The following is a 15,871-nucleotide window of genomic DNA, read 5'->3' as shown; positions in this document are numbered from 1 at the left end:
CGGCTCAATTGTTCGGCGGGAATTCCACCGGGTTGTTCTGCTTGCCGGTGTTGAACTCGAAGATCTTGCGCAGCACACCGGGCGCCATTGCCGAGATCGGGTTGACGCGCAGCACCGGCTGGCCCGGGGTGCCTACGACCTCATAGGTGACGCCGATCAGGCCTTCGTTGCTGCCGCCGCCGAGGAACAGGCCGACGATCGGAATCTGGCCGAACATGTTGTTGAGCCCGTACATCGGCACGAAAGTGCCGCTCATGCGCACGGTGTTGCCGACATAATCGATGCTGCCCTCGATGGTCGCACCGATCGCCGGCCCCTTCACCACGCCCTCGCGAACGGTAAGCTGGCCGCTGTTGCGGGTGAATTCCGCGCGCAGCCGCGAGAACGACACCCCGCTCTGCGTTCCCGGCGGCCCGCCCGCCGCCACGCGCTCGAGCGCCGCCTCGCCCTTGACCATGAAATTGACGACATTCATCAGGCCTTCCCGGGGACCGGGATCCGACGTCGGCGGCTCCAGCGCGAGCGCGAGCTGGCCGCCGACCATCTTGGAATAGGTGTCGGTGAAGCGGAAGAAAGCGCCGGCGTCGTTGGTCTCGAGATAGATCACCTCGCGCCCCTGCGCGCGGCCGCGCAGGTCGGCGGTGACGGGCGTATCGCGCCCGAGCTTGCCGTTCAGCGCAAAATTGCGGATCGCGCCGTTGCGGCGCGAGAACTTGCAATCGATGCTGCGCACCGCTTCGCCGTTGAAGCCCTGCACTGCGCCGAGCTTGAGATCGACGTCGAAATCGATGCTCTTGGATTTGTTCTTGGCTTCCGGCTCGCGGCCCGAGACCGCGGACTTGAGGAAGCCGCGGCCGTCGAACACGTCGCCGCGCATCGTCGCCTTCACCACGCCATCCTGGCCGCGCTCGGCGCGCAGCGAGGTGCGGTCGCCGTCGGTCGGCGAATAGACCGGGAAGTTGGCGTTGAGCAGTTCGCCGTTCTGGTCGATTTCCATCGATCCCTTGATGGAGACGCCGCCGCCCTCCACCACGATGTCCTCGAAGCGTGTCGAAGACTGCTTCTGCACCACGTTGAAGGTGGCCTTGCCGGACCTGCCGGGCACCTTGACCCAGCCGGGCAGGATGTTGTCGAGCCTGAGCGCGGTGAGGTCGGCCTCGACGCCGAGGCGGCTGTCATGATCGCCGCTGCCGATCTTGCCGATCAGCTTGACCGGCAACGCGCCCGACACCGCGGTTCCGAGATCGAGTCCGAGCCGGGCGCGGCTCGCATCGTCGAGCGTTGCCGACAGCCTGACGTCGGCGTCGCCCTCCGCCGGCTTGCGATAGTCGAGCGAGGCCTGCTGTCCGTTGATCCTGACGTCGCCCTTCACCTGATAGCCGGCATTGCTGGCCGATATCTTCAGCGCGTTGGCCTCCAGCTTCTGGTTCATCACCAGCTTGTCGGCGGCAAAACCGGTGAGGTCGGCGGTCACGCTGTAGGTCGTGTCGGCCTTGGTGATCGCGTTCTTGACCGGCAGGCCCATGTTGATGATGGCGGAGAAATTGCCCTTGCTCGAACCGGGATCGACCAGGGTGCCCCCGAGATCGCTCAGCCGTTCGGAAGCCAGGATTTCGGCCGCCGCGGGAATGGGGCCGTCGACACGCACCCTGACCTTTGCCGGCGACGGCTTCGGCGCCATGTCCGGCACTTCGAAGCTGAAGTCGGTGAAATTGATCTTGCGCCCGGCCGGAGTGTCGGCGATGCCCTGCGCGATGTTCACCAGCGCAGTGCGGCCCGTCACCCTGGCCTTGAGGTCGGCGTCGCGCACCGCCGGCATCTGGTCCACCGGGCGCACCGTGACGCCCGAGGCGAGGATATTGACCGAGAGCCCCTCGTCCGGAATCGGCGGCCCCTTGCGCGAGAGATTGCGCACCGGCGAATTCAGCGCGATGTCGATGCGCTGCAGCTGACCCTTCTCGATCCGTTCGATCACCCATTCGCGCAGCTCGGGCACGATCAGGATCGGCCACATCCGCTTCAGCGCGGAGGCCGACATCGGCGTTCCGGCAAAACCGAGCTGCAGCCGCGGCTCGCCCGAATAGTCCACCACGCCGGTGCCGGCGATGCTGATCTCGCCATTGCTGAAGTCGGCCTGCGTCAGCAGCACGCGCTTCCTGTCGATATCGAATCGGAATCCGACGGAGATGCGATTGAAGACCAGGGGCTGCTCACCCTCGGCGCCGGGCAGCACGATGGTGCCGCCGGAAAGCCCGGCCTGCCAGTCATTGACGTTGCCGTTCGGCGGCTCCAGATGCGCCAGCAGCGTCACGCGGTTGGCGCCGGAGACGATCTTGAACGGCGCCACCAGCACGCGGCGGTTGGAATCCCACTCGACATTCATCTCGGCCGAGTCGATCGCCATCGGGTAATCCGGCGTGTCGCTGTCGATGATGTGGCCGGCGCCGGCGGTGATCTTGCCGCGGAAATAGGTCGGCACGCCGTCGCGGCCGAGTTCGCCCTTCAGCTCGCCCGACAACGGCAGGTCCGCGCTGTAGGTGAGGTCCTTGACGCGCATCGCCAGGAAGATGTTGGCGGTCGGCACCTTGTCGGCCTTGATGTCGACCGCGCGCACGCCATTGGCGGGCGGCCCCACGACCACGCGCAGCGACCACGGCCTTGCGCCTTCTTCGCCGAGGCTGAGCGCGACACCGCCGCTGCTCGGCCGGCGCAGGCTCAGGCTGATGTTCTCGAACGACCATTTGTTGCCGCGCTGCTGGTCGTCGACCAGGAGATTGCCGTTCTTGAGACCGATCTCGTTGAGGTTCTGTCCGTCGAGACCTGTGAGGCTGAGGCTGTCGAGCCAGTCGAGGCCGGCCAGAATACCGGTCTGGGTGCTGTCCGCCGTGGCCGCAGGCGCGCCTGCCGCGGGCGGCGTCACCGGGATCTGGCGCGGGAATGTGGCCGGCAGGCCCGCCTCCTTCTTGGAGGCGACACCGGTCGCCAGCGGTTTTGCGGTATCGCCCGCCGACACCGAGACCTGTCCGTCGGGCGTGATGCGGATCGCAAGCTCGGCATCGACCAGATTGAGGCTCTCGGCGCGCAGCCGCCCCATCATCAGCGCGGTGCCGGACAGTTTGACTTCCGCCTTCGGCGCGGTCGCGACGATGGCACGGTCGCGGTCGCGCACGATGATGTCGCGGATGCGCACGGCGATGCGGATGCGCCCGGCGCGTTCGATCTGGGTGCCGCCGATCTCGACGGCATTGCCGTGACCGATGTTTTCCTCGATCGCCGAAGCGAGCCAGGGCGTGGCGATATCGAGGTTGATCGGTCCGGCGCCAAGCCGCCACCACAACCCGCCGAAGCAGACCACGAAGATGACGGCGAGGGCTGCGACCGCGACCGCCAGCCGCTTCACCCAGCGCTCGCCGATCATCCAGCGCCGCATCGCGCCGACACGGTCGCCGATGCGGTGGATGCCCGAGCCCGAGCCCGACAGCAGTTTGCGCGCGCGGTGACCGGCCGCCTCGTCATGCTCGGGATCCCAGCCGGCCTCGTCCCATTGCGCCGGCGAATCGGCACGCCGGCGCGATTGCTGAGGCTGCCCTTGCCGCGATGGGGGATACGATCCGGTCTGGGGCCCACCAGCCTGGGATGCTCCAGCCTGGGGTCCTTGGGGCGACGAATTCCTTGCCATTGCCTCTCGGTGCTGGCGCTGATTGCGGGTTGGCTCGCCGCCAAGGGCGCGCCCGTCGATCCCCATCGAGCGCTCCTGTGCCGGCATCGCTGCCAATCCCCGGTTCTTACTATGAGCCGTTGCCGGCCCCAACGAGTCCTTTAACGGGCGGACGGATGGTGCTTCGAAATCCTTGTAACCATACTCCGAGGTCATCAGACTTGCCCAGCAGCCGGCGCGAATCCGGAATCCCAGGGCAAGACCCGCAATACCTCATTGGTTGAGCCGCCGAAAGCGTCGAAAGGAAGGCGTATGTCCAAGAAAACGCGCAAGAAATCCCCCAGCACCTCACGCAAGACCGCCGCCGCAAAGCCGGCGAGTGTTCGCTCACCAAAGGCTGCGAAATCGCGGGCTGCAAAAGCGGTCGGGACCAAGGCGACCAAGGCGAAAAAAGCCGCCGCCCCACCCCGGAAACGAGGATCGCAGACAGCCGCATCGAAACCGTTAAAGGCGCCGCCCTCCGGGGCGGTGCTCGCCGATGGCGCCCCGGCGCCGGCCTTCCGCCTGCCGCGCGACGGCGGCGATTCGGTCTCGCTGTCCGACTTCGCCGGGCAAAAGCTGGCGGTTTTCTTCTACCCGCGCGCAGACACGCCCGGCTGCACCAGGGAGGCGATCGACTTTACGCGGTTGAGGGGCGAGTTCGCCTCGGCCGGCACGGCCGTGCTGGGTGTCTCGGCCGACCCCGTGAAGGCGCAGGAGGCGTTCCGAAACAAGCATCAGCTTGGGATTCCTCTGATCTCGGATGAACGGCATGAGATGCTGGCAGCGTATGGGGCCTGGGGCGAAAAATCGCTGTATGGCAGGACGTTCATGGGGATCATTCGCACGACGGTTCTGATCGGCGCCGACGGCCGGGTCGCCCGTGTCTGGCGCAATGTCAGGGTCGACGGGCACGCCGAAGCAGTGCTGGAGGCAGCGCGGGCGCTTTAGCCGCGAGGGGTTCCATTTCCTGAAAATTAACCATGACAGGGTTCAAATCGGCTCCGCCATTTGAGCCGTACGGAATTGTGTCCGACCGGCGCGGGAGTGCCGATGTCGCATCGTTCCGGTCATCATTCCGAGTACCAGCCGCACCACCATCCGCAGGATCACGGCCGTACCTCCTCTCGCCGCCCGCCATCGCAACATGCGGCGCAAAAGCAAGCCGGCTACACCATCACGCACGCCGGCAAGCAGGTTCGCTTCGGACCGGTGGTGTTCTGGATCGGGGTCGGCACGGTCACCTTGCTGGGCATGTGGTCGGCGGCGACCGCCACCTATTTCGCGTTCCGTGACGACGTCCTCACCCGCCTGATCGCGCGCCAGGCCGAGATGCAATACGCCTACGAGGACCGTATCGCCGAGCTGCGCGCCCGCGTCGACCGCACCGCGAGCCGGCAATTGCTCGACCAGGAACAGTTCGACCAGAAACTCGACCAGATCATGCGCCGCCAGACCGCGCTGGAAACCCGTGCCAGCGCGCTCGGCGCCATCCCGGATGCCTCGATCACCGGCTCGGTTCGTCCCACCGGCCGCGGCGCATCCACGGATTCGCCGGCCGGCACGCCAAAACCGTCGCCGATCAGCGACACCGTGATCTTCGTGGCCCCGCCCGATCGCGAGGCGCGGCTGGAGTCGCGCGCGCCGCGGGTGGTGGCGCCGCAGCCCAATCAATTCGCCAAGGTCCAGGGGGTCGACCATGTTGTGGTCAAGCTGCAGACATCGCTCGACCAGGTCGAGCGGCGGCAAATGGCGGCGCTCTCTGCCGTTGAAGATAGTCTGGAATCAAGGGCGCGACGCATGCGCGGCGTCATCAACGATCTCGGCCTCGACATGGCGCAGCTGGAAGCGGCAGCGCCGCGCAGCGCCGTCGGCGGCCCCTTCGTTCCCGTAAAGCTCACCGCCGACGCCAGTGCCTTCGACCGCCAGCTCTATCGCATCAACATCACCCGGGTGCAGGTCGAGAAATTGAACCGCACGCTGGCGCTGGTGCCCTACCGCAAGCCCGTCATCGGCGAGGTCGAATTCACCTCCGGCTTCGGCGTGCGCAGCGATCCCTTCCTGGGGCGGCCGGCGATGCACACCGGCCTCGACTTCCGCGCGGCCACCGGCGATCCCGTCCGCGCCACCGCCAACGGCAAGGTCGTTACGTCCGGCTGGCAAGGCGGTTACGGCCGCATGGTCGAGATCGATCACGGCAACGGGCTCTCCACCCGCTACGGCCATCTCTCCGCGATCAACGTCAAGGTCGGCGAGATCGTCAAGATCGGCCAGGTCATCGGCGAGGTCGGCTCCACCGGCCGCTCGACGGGCCCGCATCTGCACTACGAAACCCGCATCGACGGCGACGCCGTCGACCCGCAGAAATTCCTGCGCGCGGGCGTGCGGCTGAGCTCGGGCTAGCGCCTCCCCCGTTCATCCTGTTCCGAAGCGGAACCCGGCTGCACGCCGCTGCTGTAAATTTCTCCGGACCGGTGTCGGCACGGCAGATGGCCGGGCGTCCTCGTGGCAGGGACTGAGCCAAGCTTACAAATCCTGCGATACACTCCGCTCAGTCAGGGAGAAACAACGTCATGTCCGAAGGCAATACCGTGCGTCTGCATCGCGTCCTCGCCACCAGGCCGGAGAAGGTGTTTCGCGCCTTCCTCGATGCGGACGCCATGGCCAAATGGCTGCCGCCCTACGGCTTCACCTGCAAGGTCCACCACATGGAAGCCAAGGTCGGCGGCACGTTCCGCATGTCGTTCAGCAATTTCACGACGGGCAACGGCCATTCGTTCGGCGGCGAATATCTCGAGATCGTGCCGAACGAGCGCATCCGCTATACCGATCGCTTCGACGATCCCAACCTGCCCGGGGTCATCGAGGTCACCGTAACGCTGAGGCCGGTTTCCTGCGGAACCGAAATCAACATCGAGCAGGCCAACCTGCCGAAGGTGATTCCGGTCGAAGCCTGCTATCTCGGCTGGCAACAGTCGCTCGCCCAGCTCGCGCTGCTCGTCGAGCCGGACATCCCGGGATAATCAGAGGCGGCTACCTGCAGACCAGGTTGCCATTGACCATCTGGCACTGCTGCGTGGTCGGCCCTGAGGGCTGGTTCGCCTTGATCCGCTGCTGCGCGGCGATCTCGTCCTGCATCGAGGGTTTTTGAGAGCAGGGATAGTATAGCTTTCGCCCTGCCTGATCGAACTTGTAGCAGTTGCCGCCTTTCTTCTTCACGGTAGCTGCTGAGGCGGGCAATGCGAACGCAATGATGGTCACGGCTGCAATGGCGATACGGAGCATGACTTCCTCGGCGGCTATGAATGGAAACTATTGATAGCAAATCGGAGCCTGCTCGCGCTAGTGCCCGACTTCGCCGGAGATGATCTCGCCGAACAGCTCCCAGCTCGTGCCGTTGAAGCGCATCAGCTGCATCTGCTCGATCGGAAAGAAATCGTCCTTGCCGGTGTTGATCCTGATGCCGGGCAGCAGCACGTCGCTGCTGAAATCCTTCAGGCTCGCTGCCTGCCGCATGACGTTCTCGCGCGTGAGATCGTCGCCGCATTGCTTGAGCACCTGCACCATGGTCTGGGCCGTCGCGTAGCCATAGACGTTGTTGTTGTTGGTCCTGTCGCCCTCGGGATAATACTTCTCCATGAAGGCCGACCACGCCTTGATGCCGGGATCGTCCTTCCAGGTCGGGTCGGTCGGATCCTTGATGTAGGCGGTCGAGATGATGCCCCTGGCGTTTTCCAGGCCCGCGGGCTTCAGCACGGTCGCAACCGACGTCGAGACGTTGCCGATGAAATAGACCGGCTTCCAGCCGAGTTCCGCCACTTTGCGGATCGCCTGTGCGGCGCCCTTCGGTGCGGCCCAGGTCATCAGAATATCCGCGCCGGAGTCCTTCAGCGCCACGATCTGGGAGTCGATGGTGGGGTCGGAGACCTCGTAGGACTTGTCGGCGATGATCATGTTCGCCTTGTCGCCGAGACCGTCGCGCAGGCCCTTCATCTGGTCCCTGCCGGCGTCGTCGTTCTGCCAGAGCGCCGCGATCCTGCCGTTCGGATAATTCTTCTTGATATAGGCGGCGTAGATGCGCCCCTCGCTCTGGTAGTTGGGCTGCCAGCCCATGGTCCAGGGGAAATTCTGCGGATCGCCAAATTTGGTGGCGCCGGTTGCGACGAAGAGCTGCGGCACCTTCTTCGCGTTCATGTATTTCTGGATCGCCGAGTTGGACGGCGTGCCGAGCGGCTGGAACACCAGCAGAACCTCGTCGCTCTCGACCAGCTTGCGGGCCTGCTCGACGGCCTTTGGCGGCGAATAGGCGTCGTCATAGCTGATGAAATTGATCTTGCGGCCGTTGATGCCGCCCTCGGCATTGATCTTGTTGAAATAGGCCGCCTGGGCCTTGCCGATGGTTCCGTAGGCGGATGCCGGCCCGCTGTAGGGCATGATGTTGCCGATCCGGATCTCGGCATCGCTGGCGCCGGGATCGTATTTCTTCTGCGCGTACGCGGACGTGGCCATCGCCACGGAAACCAATGACACGAGGGCAATGAGTCCGGTCCGGTGCAGCAGCATGTTTTCCTCCCGCTTGTTTTTTGCCAAGTGTGACAAGCCGGGAGCGGACTGGCAAGGACGGGCATATTCCGCACAACGAAACGAGTTGTTGCGGACAGCCAATTGTGGTGAGTATGCGCCGACATCGGCGGACGGACTTGAGGCAGGTCGCTTGGAAGTGCAGAAACTACGTGTCGGACCGCGTCATCCCCGGCTGGGCGCCGCGAGCTTTCGCCTCGCCCGCTGGCTCACGCGCAAGACGATGGGCAAGATCGGTTTCCACGAACTCGGCTCCGATTTCGCGAGCGAACGCATTGCCCATGTGCGCGGCAAGCTTGCGCGCGGCGAGACGGTGTACCTCGCGGGCCTCGGGCTCCCGGGCACGCACAATTCCGGCGTCGCACTGGTGGAGGTGACGCAGGCCCATGGCCCGCGGCTGATCCTCAACAATGAGGAAGAACGCTTTTCCGGCAACAAGCACACCACCGAATATCCGGCACAATCGATCGATGCGATGGTCGCGACCCTGCGCGGCATGGGACGCGACATCGCCGATATCGATGCGTGGCTGACCAGCTGGGACTATTTTGCGCTGGGCGGAATGCTCGCGCGCAGCATGTTCGAGGAAGCGCCGCAAAGCCTCGCGCTGGTCCGCGTCGCCGATGCGACCGCGTTCGACCGCCGCCGGCTCGACCAGATGACGCGTTCGCCGAGAATTCTGGCAAAGCAGCTCGGACTCGCCGATCCGGTGCCGCTGATCTGCATGCCGCACCATGGCAATCACGCCTGGTTCTCGTATGCCGCCTCGCCTTTTGCCGATGACGGCGAGCCGGTTGCGGTCGCCGTGCTCGACGGTACCGGCGACACGGGCTCGGTCTCGCTCTACTCCGTCAAGGACGGCGAGATGCGCCAGCTCTACTGCAACGACAGCATGTTCGATTCACTGGGCATGTTCTACAGCGTGGTGTCGTCGACCCAGGGCGGCTGGACCTGGCTCTCCAGCGAGGGCCGCTACATGGGCGCCGCCGCCTGGGGCGACATGGACCGCGGCAGCAATCCCTACTATTCGCGGCTGAAGCACGTGCTGCATCTCGGGGCCAATGGCGAGATCTCGCTCAATCGCGCCATGGCGAACTGGTACTACGATCCCTCGTTCAAACCCTACAAGCGTCCGCTGATCGACATCCTCGGAGAGCCGCTCAAGCCCGAACAGTTGTGGAATCCGGACGCGATGCTGCGCGTCGAGGACATCAAGCACCGCCCCGACACCCAGGACCGCCTCGACAAGGCCGCCGCAACACAGCTGGTGCTGGAAGACGCGATGATCCACGTCGTCGATCACCTGCTGCGCCTGACCGGCGCACACCGACTGGTGTTGACCGGCGGCGTCGCGCTGAACGCCATCGGCAACATGCGCCTGCTCGAACATTTCGACGAGGCGTGGTTCGAGAAGAACCAGGGCCGCAAGGTGCGGCTGCATCTGTGGGTGCCGCCGGTGCCCGGCGATCCCGGCGTCGTCATCGGCGCGGCCTGGCAGTTCGCCCATCTGGCCGGCAGCCCGCGCGGCGCGCCGATGACCCACGCCTTCTACTGCGGCGCGCCGCCGACCGGGGCGGATATCGCAGCCGCCCTTCAGGCCGACGACGTCGCCTCGCAACGCGTCGGCGACATCTCGACCGCGGAAGGCCTCAACGCCATCGCCGATCTGATGGCTTACATGGTGTCGCAGAGCGGCGTCGTCGCGATCTACCAGGGCGCGGCCGAAACCGGGCCGCGTGCGCTCGGCCACCGCTCGATCCTCGCCAACCCCTGTGACGCCGACGCGCGCGAACGGCTGAACGAGCGCGTCAAGTACCGCGAGGCGATCCGGCCGCTGGCGCCGATGGCGACACTGGAAGCAGCCCGGAAGTATTTCGAACTGCTGCCGGGCGCGTCCGATGCCGACTACAACGCCTATAATTACATGGTGCTGACGGCGCATTCGAAGCCGGGCGCGCGTGAAAAAATTCCTGCCGTCATCCACGCCGACGGCACCGGCCGCATCCAGATCGTGCGCGAGGCCGACGATCCTCTTATCCATGCCTATCTGAAGGCCATGGGACGCCGCGTCGGCGTCGAGATGTCGGTCAACACGTCGTTCAACGTGGCCGGGCCGATCGCGCAGTCCCCGCAACAGGCCGTCGATACGCTGCGCCGCTCCAAGGGGCTCGATGCCGTGCTGATGGTCGCCGATGACGGCACGGTACACGCCGCCTGGCATGGCGGCGAGCGCGACAGCGGACGGTTCACGAGCTGGCTCGCCGAGTGGCGGAAGGCGCAGGCTTCAGATTCTTGATTTGACGCGTTTTCTTCACGCGAACCGGTATCCACGTCGCCTGAAAACGCTCTCTAACGCCCGAAATATTTCAGCACGCGCCCGTCGATCAGGAGCAGCGCGCTGCCGATCACCAGCGCGCCGATGATTTCACGCGGTGAGATGTGCTCGCCGAGCACAAGCGAGCCGAGCAGGATGGCGGTGACCGGCACCAGCAGCGTCACCAGCATGACGTTGGTGGCGCCGGAGCGCCGCAGAATCCGGAAGAACACGATATAGGCCAGCGCCGTCGATAGCGCGGCCAGGCCGAACACGGCGAGCCACGTCACCGCGCCAGGCATCGGCAATCGCCACGGCTGCTCGAAAATGCCGGCAACGACCGCCATCATCAGGCTCGATGCCATCAGCTGGAATGTCGCGGTGGCCAGCGGCGGCGAATCCGAGAGACTGCGCCGCGCGATCAGCGCTGAAATGCCGTAGCAGAGGGCCGCGGCAAGGCAAAGCAGGATGCCGAGCCCCTGCCCGCTCTCGAAGTCCAATCCGCTGCCGCGCAGGATGATCACGCCGATGAGGCCTGCGATCACGCCGGCAACCCGCCGGAGGAAAAGCTTCTCTTCACCGGCCGCCGCCATCACCAGCACCGTGAACAGCGGCGTGGTGGCGTTGAGGATGGAGGCCAGCCCGCTGGGGATCCAGGTCTGCGCGGTAACGATCAGCGAGAACGGCAGCACATTGTTGAACAGGGCGACGAGGAAGAACGGCCGCCAGCCCACCCACCCCCTCGGAAACGGCAGCCGATGCGCGCAAAGCAGCGGCAGCAGGATGATGGCGGCGAGCGCCACGCGCAGCAGCACCAGCGTCAATGGCGGCAGCTCGCGCAGCACGAGGCCGTTGAAGAAGAACGAGCCGCCCCACAGCACCGACAGTGCGGCAAGCAGCGACCAGTCGCGCGCATCAATCCGGCCGTCGCGGGCTGCCATTCTTCCTGCCAACGAGTGATCTCGCGCCCACGGCTAGACCGGGCAACAGCCGGTGTCCACCCGATTTCCGACGGCTGTTTCGGCGGCAAGACTGCGCGGTCTAACCCGCTTTACTTCGCCGCGGCTGAGCGGACATCGGCGGGCTCCCTTGCAGCAGACGTTTCGAGCACACGCACCGTGCCGGCGGTGCCGTCGACCTCGATCATCGTGCCATCGGCGATCCGATCGGTGGCGGCCGCGACCGCTACCACGCAGGGAATGCCGAGCTCGCGCGAGACGATGACGGCGTGGCTCATGAGTGCGCCGACATTGACGACCACCGCACCCGCCGGGAGGAACAACGGCGTCCAGGCGGGATCGGTCATCGGGGCCACCAGTATGTCGCCGGGATTGAGGCCGCGTGCATCGGAGGGATCGAGCACGATGCGGGCGCGGCCGCGCGCGACGCCGGCCGAGCCGCCGTCGCCCTTCAGTACGTCGCCGGCCACGACAGCCTTTGGCCTGTCCTTGCCTTGCGCAGCTTCCATCTCCTCGATCCCCGGCACCTCGTCCTGCGAGTTGATGAAGAACGGCGGCGTCACCGCGGCAAACCGCTCGCGCAGCGCCCAGCGCTCCCTGATGACGGGCACGAGTCTGCGCGGATCCCTGAGGTACTCCGGCAATTCGTCGTGGAAGCCCAGCATCGCGACCATGCGCGGGTCCTCGATGCCGCCCCTTTGCGCGGCGCGCCGCACCAGCTCGCGGAACACGCGCTTCAATGTGGCGCCCGTACGCACCGCACGATCGCGCGTCGCCTCACGGGCCCGCGACCAGTACGGCAGCGCCTTGACGGCTTTCCTGACGTTGCCCTTGTCCATGAACTTGACGTGCGGCAGCACTTTTTCGATCGCTGCCAGCTGCCGGGCCTCCATGTCCTTCAGCCGCAGCGCCGGCGTGAGGTCATGCCCTGCGAGCCGCATGCGATCGATCGCGACCAGCGCCAGTTCCGGGGTGTTCTCCCAGGTACGCGACGACAGCTCCCAGTCGTTCGGGCCGCGATGGCCGTGGCGGTCGAGGAACGCCGCGAATTGACTGTTGAACGCGGCAGCCTCGGGCATCGGCTTCAGCCGGTCGTACAATCCCGACGTGCCGGCATCGAAAGCGGTCGTCAGTGCCGGACTGGCGCGGACAAGCTTTGCGATCTCGTAAAGCTCCTGCGCGTAGGAGGCCGACAGCACGTCGCCGGCCGCGCCGATCAAATGGGTCGCCAGGCCAGGTTCACCCGCGGCCTTGGCGGCGTCGGCAAGAATTCCCGAGACGATAGCGGCGACCGAGCTCGACATGATGTGGTTGCGGAAGATCTGGCGGAACACCGGCGGAAACGCGGCCATATAGGCCAAGAGCGCTTCGTCCGGAGCATCGAGCGGCGGGCACTTCGCTTCCCAGTCGGCAACCAGCCGGTAACTCTCCCCGACCACCCGCGGCTCGGACTTGGTCCCGAGCGCCTTGATCACCGTGAGCAGGATTTTCAGCGTGGACAACAGGCTCTTGTCACCCTTGCGCGGCACATAGGGCGGCGGGTTGCCTTCACCGAACAGCGTGGCATCGATCGCCTCGGGCGAGGAGCCCGGCGCCCTTACGCCGATCATGCGCAGATAGGAGACGTTCAGATAACCGTAGCCGGCGTAGAGCCCGATGATGACGGGATCGTCGTTCTTGAAGTCATTGCGCTGCAGGACGCCCATCTGCCGGTAGGCATCGCGCCAGCCGGCTTCGGCCGAGAGCACGCCGAGAGTGTAGGACAGCGGCGTCAGAACCTCCGGAAAGACCTCGCCGATATTGCCGCGCGTGTTGATCGGCCAACGCGGGTCGATCCTGCCTTCGACGAGCCAATGCGTGCTTGTCATTTGAAGTCCTCCCCTGTGAGCTCTGCGTCCGGCCCGTTCTTGTTGTTGCCGGCCATGTGACCTGTTCCGGCTTTCTTACCCGCCCGACCTCGCCTCCTCGATTGCGCGATCCCGGCCGGCCAGATGAATCAGCTCCTCATGCAGCTCGAACCAGGCGGTGTGATAGCTGTCCTTCAACGGGCTTGCGATCATGGTGCAGTCGCCCGCGGCAACGGCTCTTGCCGCATGCGCAAGGCGCGTCGCAAATGGCCTCAGGCGAGGCACCAGCGTCAGGATGTCAGGCAAGAGGGCGAGCGTCGCCTGGTGGAAGTCGGCGAGCCGCGCGCGGATCGCGGCGTCGTAGGCGGCGTCAGTGTGATCATTCGGAACCTGCCTGCCGCCAATCAGCTTGATCTGCCAGTCGGCAACGAGCTGCTTGAAGCGTGCGTCCAGCGCCATGAAATTCCCGTAGAGCCGTTCGGCCGCGCGTCGATCGATGCTGTCACGCTCCGCCTTGAGCTGCCCCTGCAACCACGCGCGCCCTTCGGGGGTCACATGAAGGCCGCGCGGCGCTTTGCTGATGTAAGTCTGCGGCAAGGATTTCAGCACCCCGTCGACGGCGTCCGGTGACGTGGCCAGTGCAATGGCAACGCGCTCGGCCGTCGCAAAGCCAAGCAGCGCCAGCGCTCGAACGACGGCAAAGCCGCCGATGTCGCAAGTCCCGCTGTCCTCGGCCGCGTCTGTCCCCGGCGCCGCTCCTATGTCTTCTTCTCCACCCAACGGAAGCCCGGCTTCCGCCGCCCAACGCCGCAGGGTCTCGAGTTCAGGCGGCTCCCCATGTCCTGCCTCCACGCATTCTCCGAGATAGATCTTTCCGGCTGTGCCATCGATGGTCAGGCGCGCGCCCACCTCCAGCCGCTTTCCCGCGATGCTCAAGGCAGGCGCCAACTGCAGGGCTTCGACGCCGCAGACCGCGGCGATGCCCCAACCGCGCGCAACCAGCGCCGCATGACTCACCATGCCCCCGGTTGCGGTGACGATGCCCGCCGCCTGCGCCATCCCGTGCACATCCTCGGGCGACGTCGTCGGCCGGACCAGGATGACGTTGCTGCCGCCTGCCGCGAGATCGGCGACACGATCCGGGTCAAGACAGATGACGCCCGACACCACGCCCGGAGACGCAGCGACGCCCGAGGCAATCGCGGTTGCGCCGTCGCGCACCCTGGCCATCGACTTGAGCTGCCGCAGCTGTTCCGCGGACACTCGGCGCACGGCCTCTTCGCGCGAGATCAGCCCCTCATTCGCAAGATCGATCGCGATCCGAGCTGCGGCAATTGCGGAGCGCTTGCCGGCCCGCACCTGCAGGATCTGCAGCCGCCCCTCCTGCACCGTGAATTCGACGTCGCAGAGGTCGCGATAATGCCGCTCGATTCGGCGCAACACCTCGCCGAGCTCGTCATGAACCTCCGGCAGGGTCTCGCGCATTGCCGCAAGCGGGCGACTCGCACGAATGCCGGCGACAACATCCTCGCCTTGGGCATTGGCGAGAAAGTCACCGTAGGTTTCGTTTCCGCCGGTCGACGGATTGCGCGAGAAAGCGACGCCGGTGCCTGACGACACGCCGAGATTTCCGAACGCCATGGCTTGCACCAGGACTGCGGTCGGCATCTCCTCGCCAAGCCCCTCGCGCTCGCAATACACCCGCGCGCGCTCCGAACGGCTCGAACGGAATACGGCCTCGATCGCGCCGCGCAGTTGCGTGCGCGCATTGTCCGGGATCGGCGTCCCCTCCCGCGCGCAAATGTCTCGCACCCGGTCGATATCCGCGCGCAGCACCGCTGCAGATGCCTCGCGCGGCAGGTTCTCACCGAGCTTTTCGCGTCCAACGCCGAGCACTGTTCCGGCATACATCCGGCAGAAGCGTGCCCAGGTATCGAGCGCGAAGCGCTCGTCGCCGGTTCGCGCGGCAAGGCCTGCTATCGTCACGGCGTTGGCGCCGAGATTGAGGATCGTATCCATCATCCCCGGCATCGACACCGGCGCGCCCGAACGGACGGAGACCAGCAGCGGCCGTTCGCTGTCGCCGAAGCCTTGCCACGTCGCGCTTTCGAGCGCCGCAAGCTTCCGGTCGATCACCTCGTCGAGGCCGTCGGGCCAGCCCGATGTGAGATACTGGCGGCATAGCGCGGTCGAAAGAACGAAGGCGTGGGGCACCGGAAGCCCGAGCTTCTGGCGCATCTCGACAAGGCCGGCGCCCTTGCCGCCAAGGCGCAGGCGCAGCTCGGACGCGGAACAATCGTGAATATGGTCGAGATCGTAGACGGGAATCTGGCCTGACATCGCTCCGACCGCAGCGCCTTGTATGACACCTCGATGACAGGGTCGCCCGGCGCGATGCGGTCGTCAACAGCGGTTGCAAATGATGCGCTGCACAAGCGTCCGGACCGATCAGTATCCAATGCTCTCCATCGCA

The 15,871-nt window shown here is 65.7% G+C and carries 10 protein-coding genes; 4 read left to right on the top strand and 6 right to left on the bottom strand.

Annotated elements, in window-relative coordinates; translation table 11 throughout:
- Nucleotides 1–4: 4 nt before the first annotated feature.
- Nucleotides 5–3,766, bottom strand: coding sequence for a DUF3971 domain-containing protein (locus HZB49_RS08060; RefSeq protein WP_291609977.1), 3,762 nt, complete (start codon nt 3,764–3,766; stop codon nt 5–7).
- A 204-nt stretch (nt 3,767–3,970) separates the two neighbouring features.
- On the opposite strand from HZB49_RS08060, the gene HZB49_RS08055 reads away from it, so the two are divergent.
- The 3 genes from HZB49_RS08055 (at nt 3,971) to HZB49_RS08045 (ending at nt 6,720) form a co-directional block, all read left to right on the top strand.
- The gene (locus HZB49_RS08055) at nt 3,971–4,648 is read left to right on the top strand and encodes a peroxiredoxin (RefSeq protein ID WP_291609976.1); all 678 of its coding nucleotides are present in this window, start codon (nt 3,971–3,973) and stop codon (nt 4,646–4,648) included.
- 102 nt (nt 4,649–4,750) lie between these two features.
- Nucleotides 4,751–6,100 carry a peptidoglycan DD-metalloendopeptidase family protein gene (locus HZB49_RS08050; protein ID WP_291609975.1) on the top strand — a complete coding sequence of 450 codons (1,350 nt, stop codon included), beginning with the start codon at nt 4,751–4,753 and terminating at the stop codon, nt 6,098–6,100.
- Between the two features lie 170 nt (nt 6,101–6,270).
- Nucleotides 6,271–6,720 (top strand): SRPBCC family protein, encoded by a 450-nt coding sequence (locus tag HZB49_RS08045; RefSeq protein ID WP_291609974.1) that lies wholly within the window; start codon nt 6,271–6,273, stop codon nt 6,718–6,720.
- 10 nt (nt 6,721–6,730) lie between these two features.
- On the opposite strand, the gene HZB49_RS08040 is transcribed toward HZB49_RS08045, so the two are convergent.
- Together HZB49_RS08040 and HZB49_RS08035 are read right to left on the bottom strand one after the other, a co-directional pair.
- Complete coding sequence (locus HZB49_RS08040; protein WP_291609973.1) at nt 6,731–6,982, bottom strand: hypothetical protein; 252 nt, start codon at nt 6,980–6,982, stop codon at nt 6,731–6,733.
- 57 nt (nt 6,983–7,039) lie between these two features.
- Nucleotides 7,040–8,260 carry an ABC transporter substrate-binding protein gene (locus HZB49_RS08035; RefSeq protein ID WP_291609972.1) on the bottom strand — a complete coding sequence of 407 codons (1,221 nt, stop codon included), beginning with the start codon at nt 8,258–8,260 and terminating at the stop codon, nt 7,040–7,042.
- Nucleotides 8,261–8,417: 157 nt separating this feature from the next.
- On the opposite strand from HZB49_RS08035, the gene HZB49_RS08030 reads away from it, so the two are divergent.
- Nucleotides 8,418–10,574: a carbamoyltransferase C-terminal domain-containing protein gene (locus HZB49_RS08030; RefSeq protein WP_291611140.1), complete on the top strand. Its 2,157-nt coding sequence runs from the start codon at nt 8,418–8,420 to the stop codon at nt 10,572–10,574.
- Nucleotides 10,575–10,627: 53 nt separating this feature from the next.
- Here HZB49_RS08030 and HZB49_RS08025 read toward each other — a convergent pair whose 3' ends face one another.
- From HZB49_RS08025 to HZB49_RS08015, 3 genes are all read right to left on the bottom strand, one after another.
- Nucleotides 10,628–11,533 (bottom strand): DMT family transporter, encoded by a 906-nt coding sequence (locus HZB49_RS08025; RefSeq protein ID WP_291609971.1) that lies wholly within the window; start codon nt 11,531–11,533, stop codon nt 10,628–10,630.
- 110 nt (nt 11,534–11,643) lie between these two features.
- A complete protein-coding gene (locus tag HZB49_RS08020; protein ID WP_291609970.1) occupies nt 11,644–13,419 on the bottom strand; it encodes a PEP-utilizing enzyme in 1,776 nt (591 codons plus the stop codon).
- A gap of 75 nt (nt 13,420–13,494) precedes the next feature.
- A complete protein-coding gene (locus HZB49_RS08015) occupies nt 13,495–15,738 on the bottom strand; it encodes a pyruvate, phosphate dikinase (RefSeq protein WP_291609969.1) in 2,244 nt (747 codons plus the stop codon).
- Nucleotides 15,739–15,871 lie beyond the last annotated feature (133 nt).

The sequence above is a fragment of the Bradyrhizobium sp. genome, assembly GCF_016219575.1.
Classification (GTDB): Bacteria; Pseudomonadota; Alphaproteobacteria; order Rhizobiales; family Xanthobacteraceae; genus Bradyrhizobium.
The sequence above is the reverse complement of the archived record's forward strand: the minus strand, read 5'-3'. Positions and strand labels throughout refer to the sequence as shown.

Coding starts and splice junctions, on each gene's coding strand:
- HZB49_RS08060 (WP_291609977.1), bottom strand. CDS start 3,766: ATGCCGGCACAGGAGCGCTCGATGGGGATCGACGGGCGCGCCCTTGGC.
- HZB49_RS08055 (WP_291609976.1), top strand. CDS start 3,971: ATGTCCAAGAAAACGCGCAAGAAATCCCCCAGCACCTCACGCAAGACC.
- HZB49_RS08050 (WP_291609975.1), top strand. CDS start 4,751: ATGTCGCATCGTTCCGGTCATCATTCCGAGTACCAGCCGCACCACCAT.
- HZB49_RS08045 (WP_291609974.1), top strand. CDS start 6,271: ATGTCCGAAGGCAATACCGTGCGTCTGCATCGCGTCCTCGCCACCAGG.
- HZB49_RS08040 (WP_291609973.1), bottom strand. CDS start 6,982: ATGCTCCGTATCGCCATTGCAGCCGTGACCATCATTGCGTTCGCATTG.
- HZB49_RS08035 (WP_291609972.1), bottom strand. CDS start 8,260: ATGCTGCTGCACCGGACCGGACTCATTGCCCTCGTGTCATTGGTTTCC.
- HZB49_RS08025 (WP_291609971.1), bottom strand. CDS start 11,533: ATGGCAGCCCGCGACGGCCGGATTGATGCGCGCGACTGGTCGCTGCTT.
- HZB49_RS08020 (WP_291609970.1), bottom strand. CDS start 13,419: ATGACAAGCACGCATTGGCTCGTCGAAGGCAGGATCGACCCGCGTTGG.
- HZB49_RS08015 (WP_291609969.1), bottom strand. CDS start 15,738: ATGTCAGGCCAGATTCCCGTCTACGATCTCGACCATATTCACGATTGT.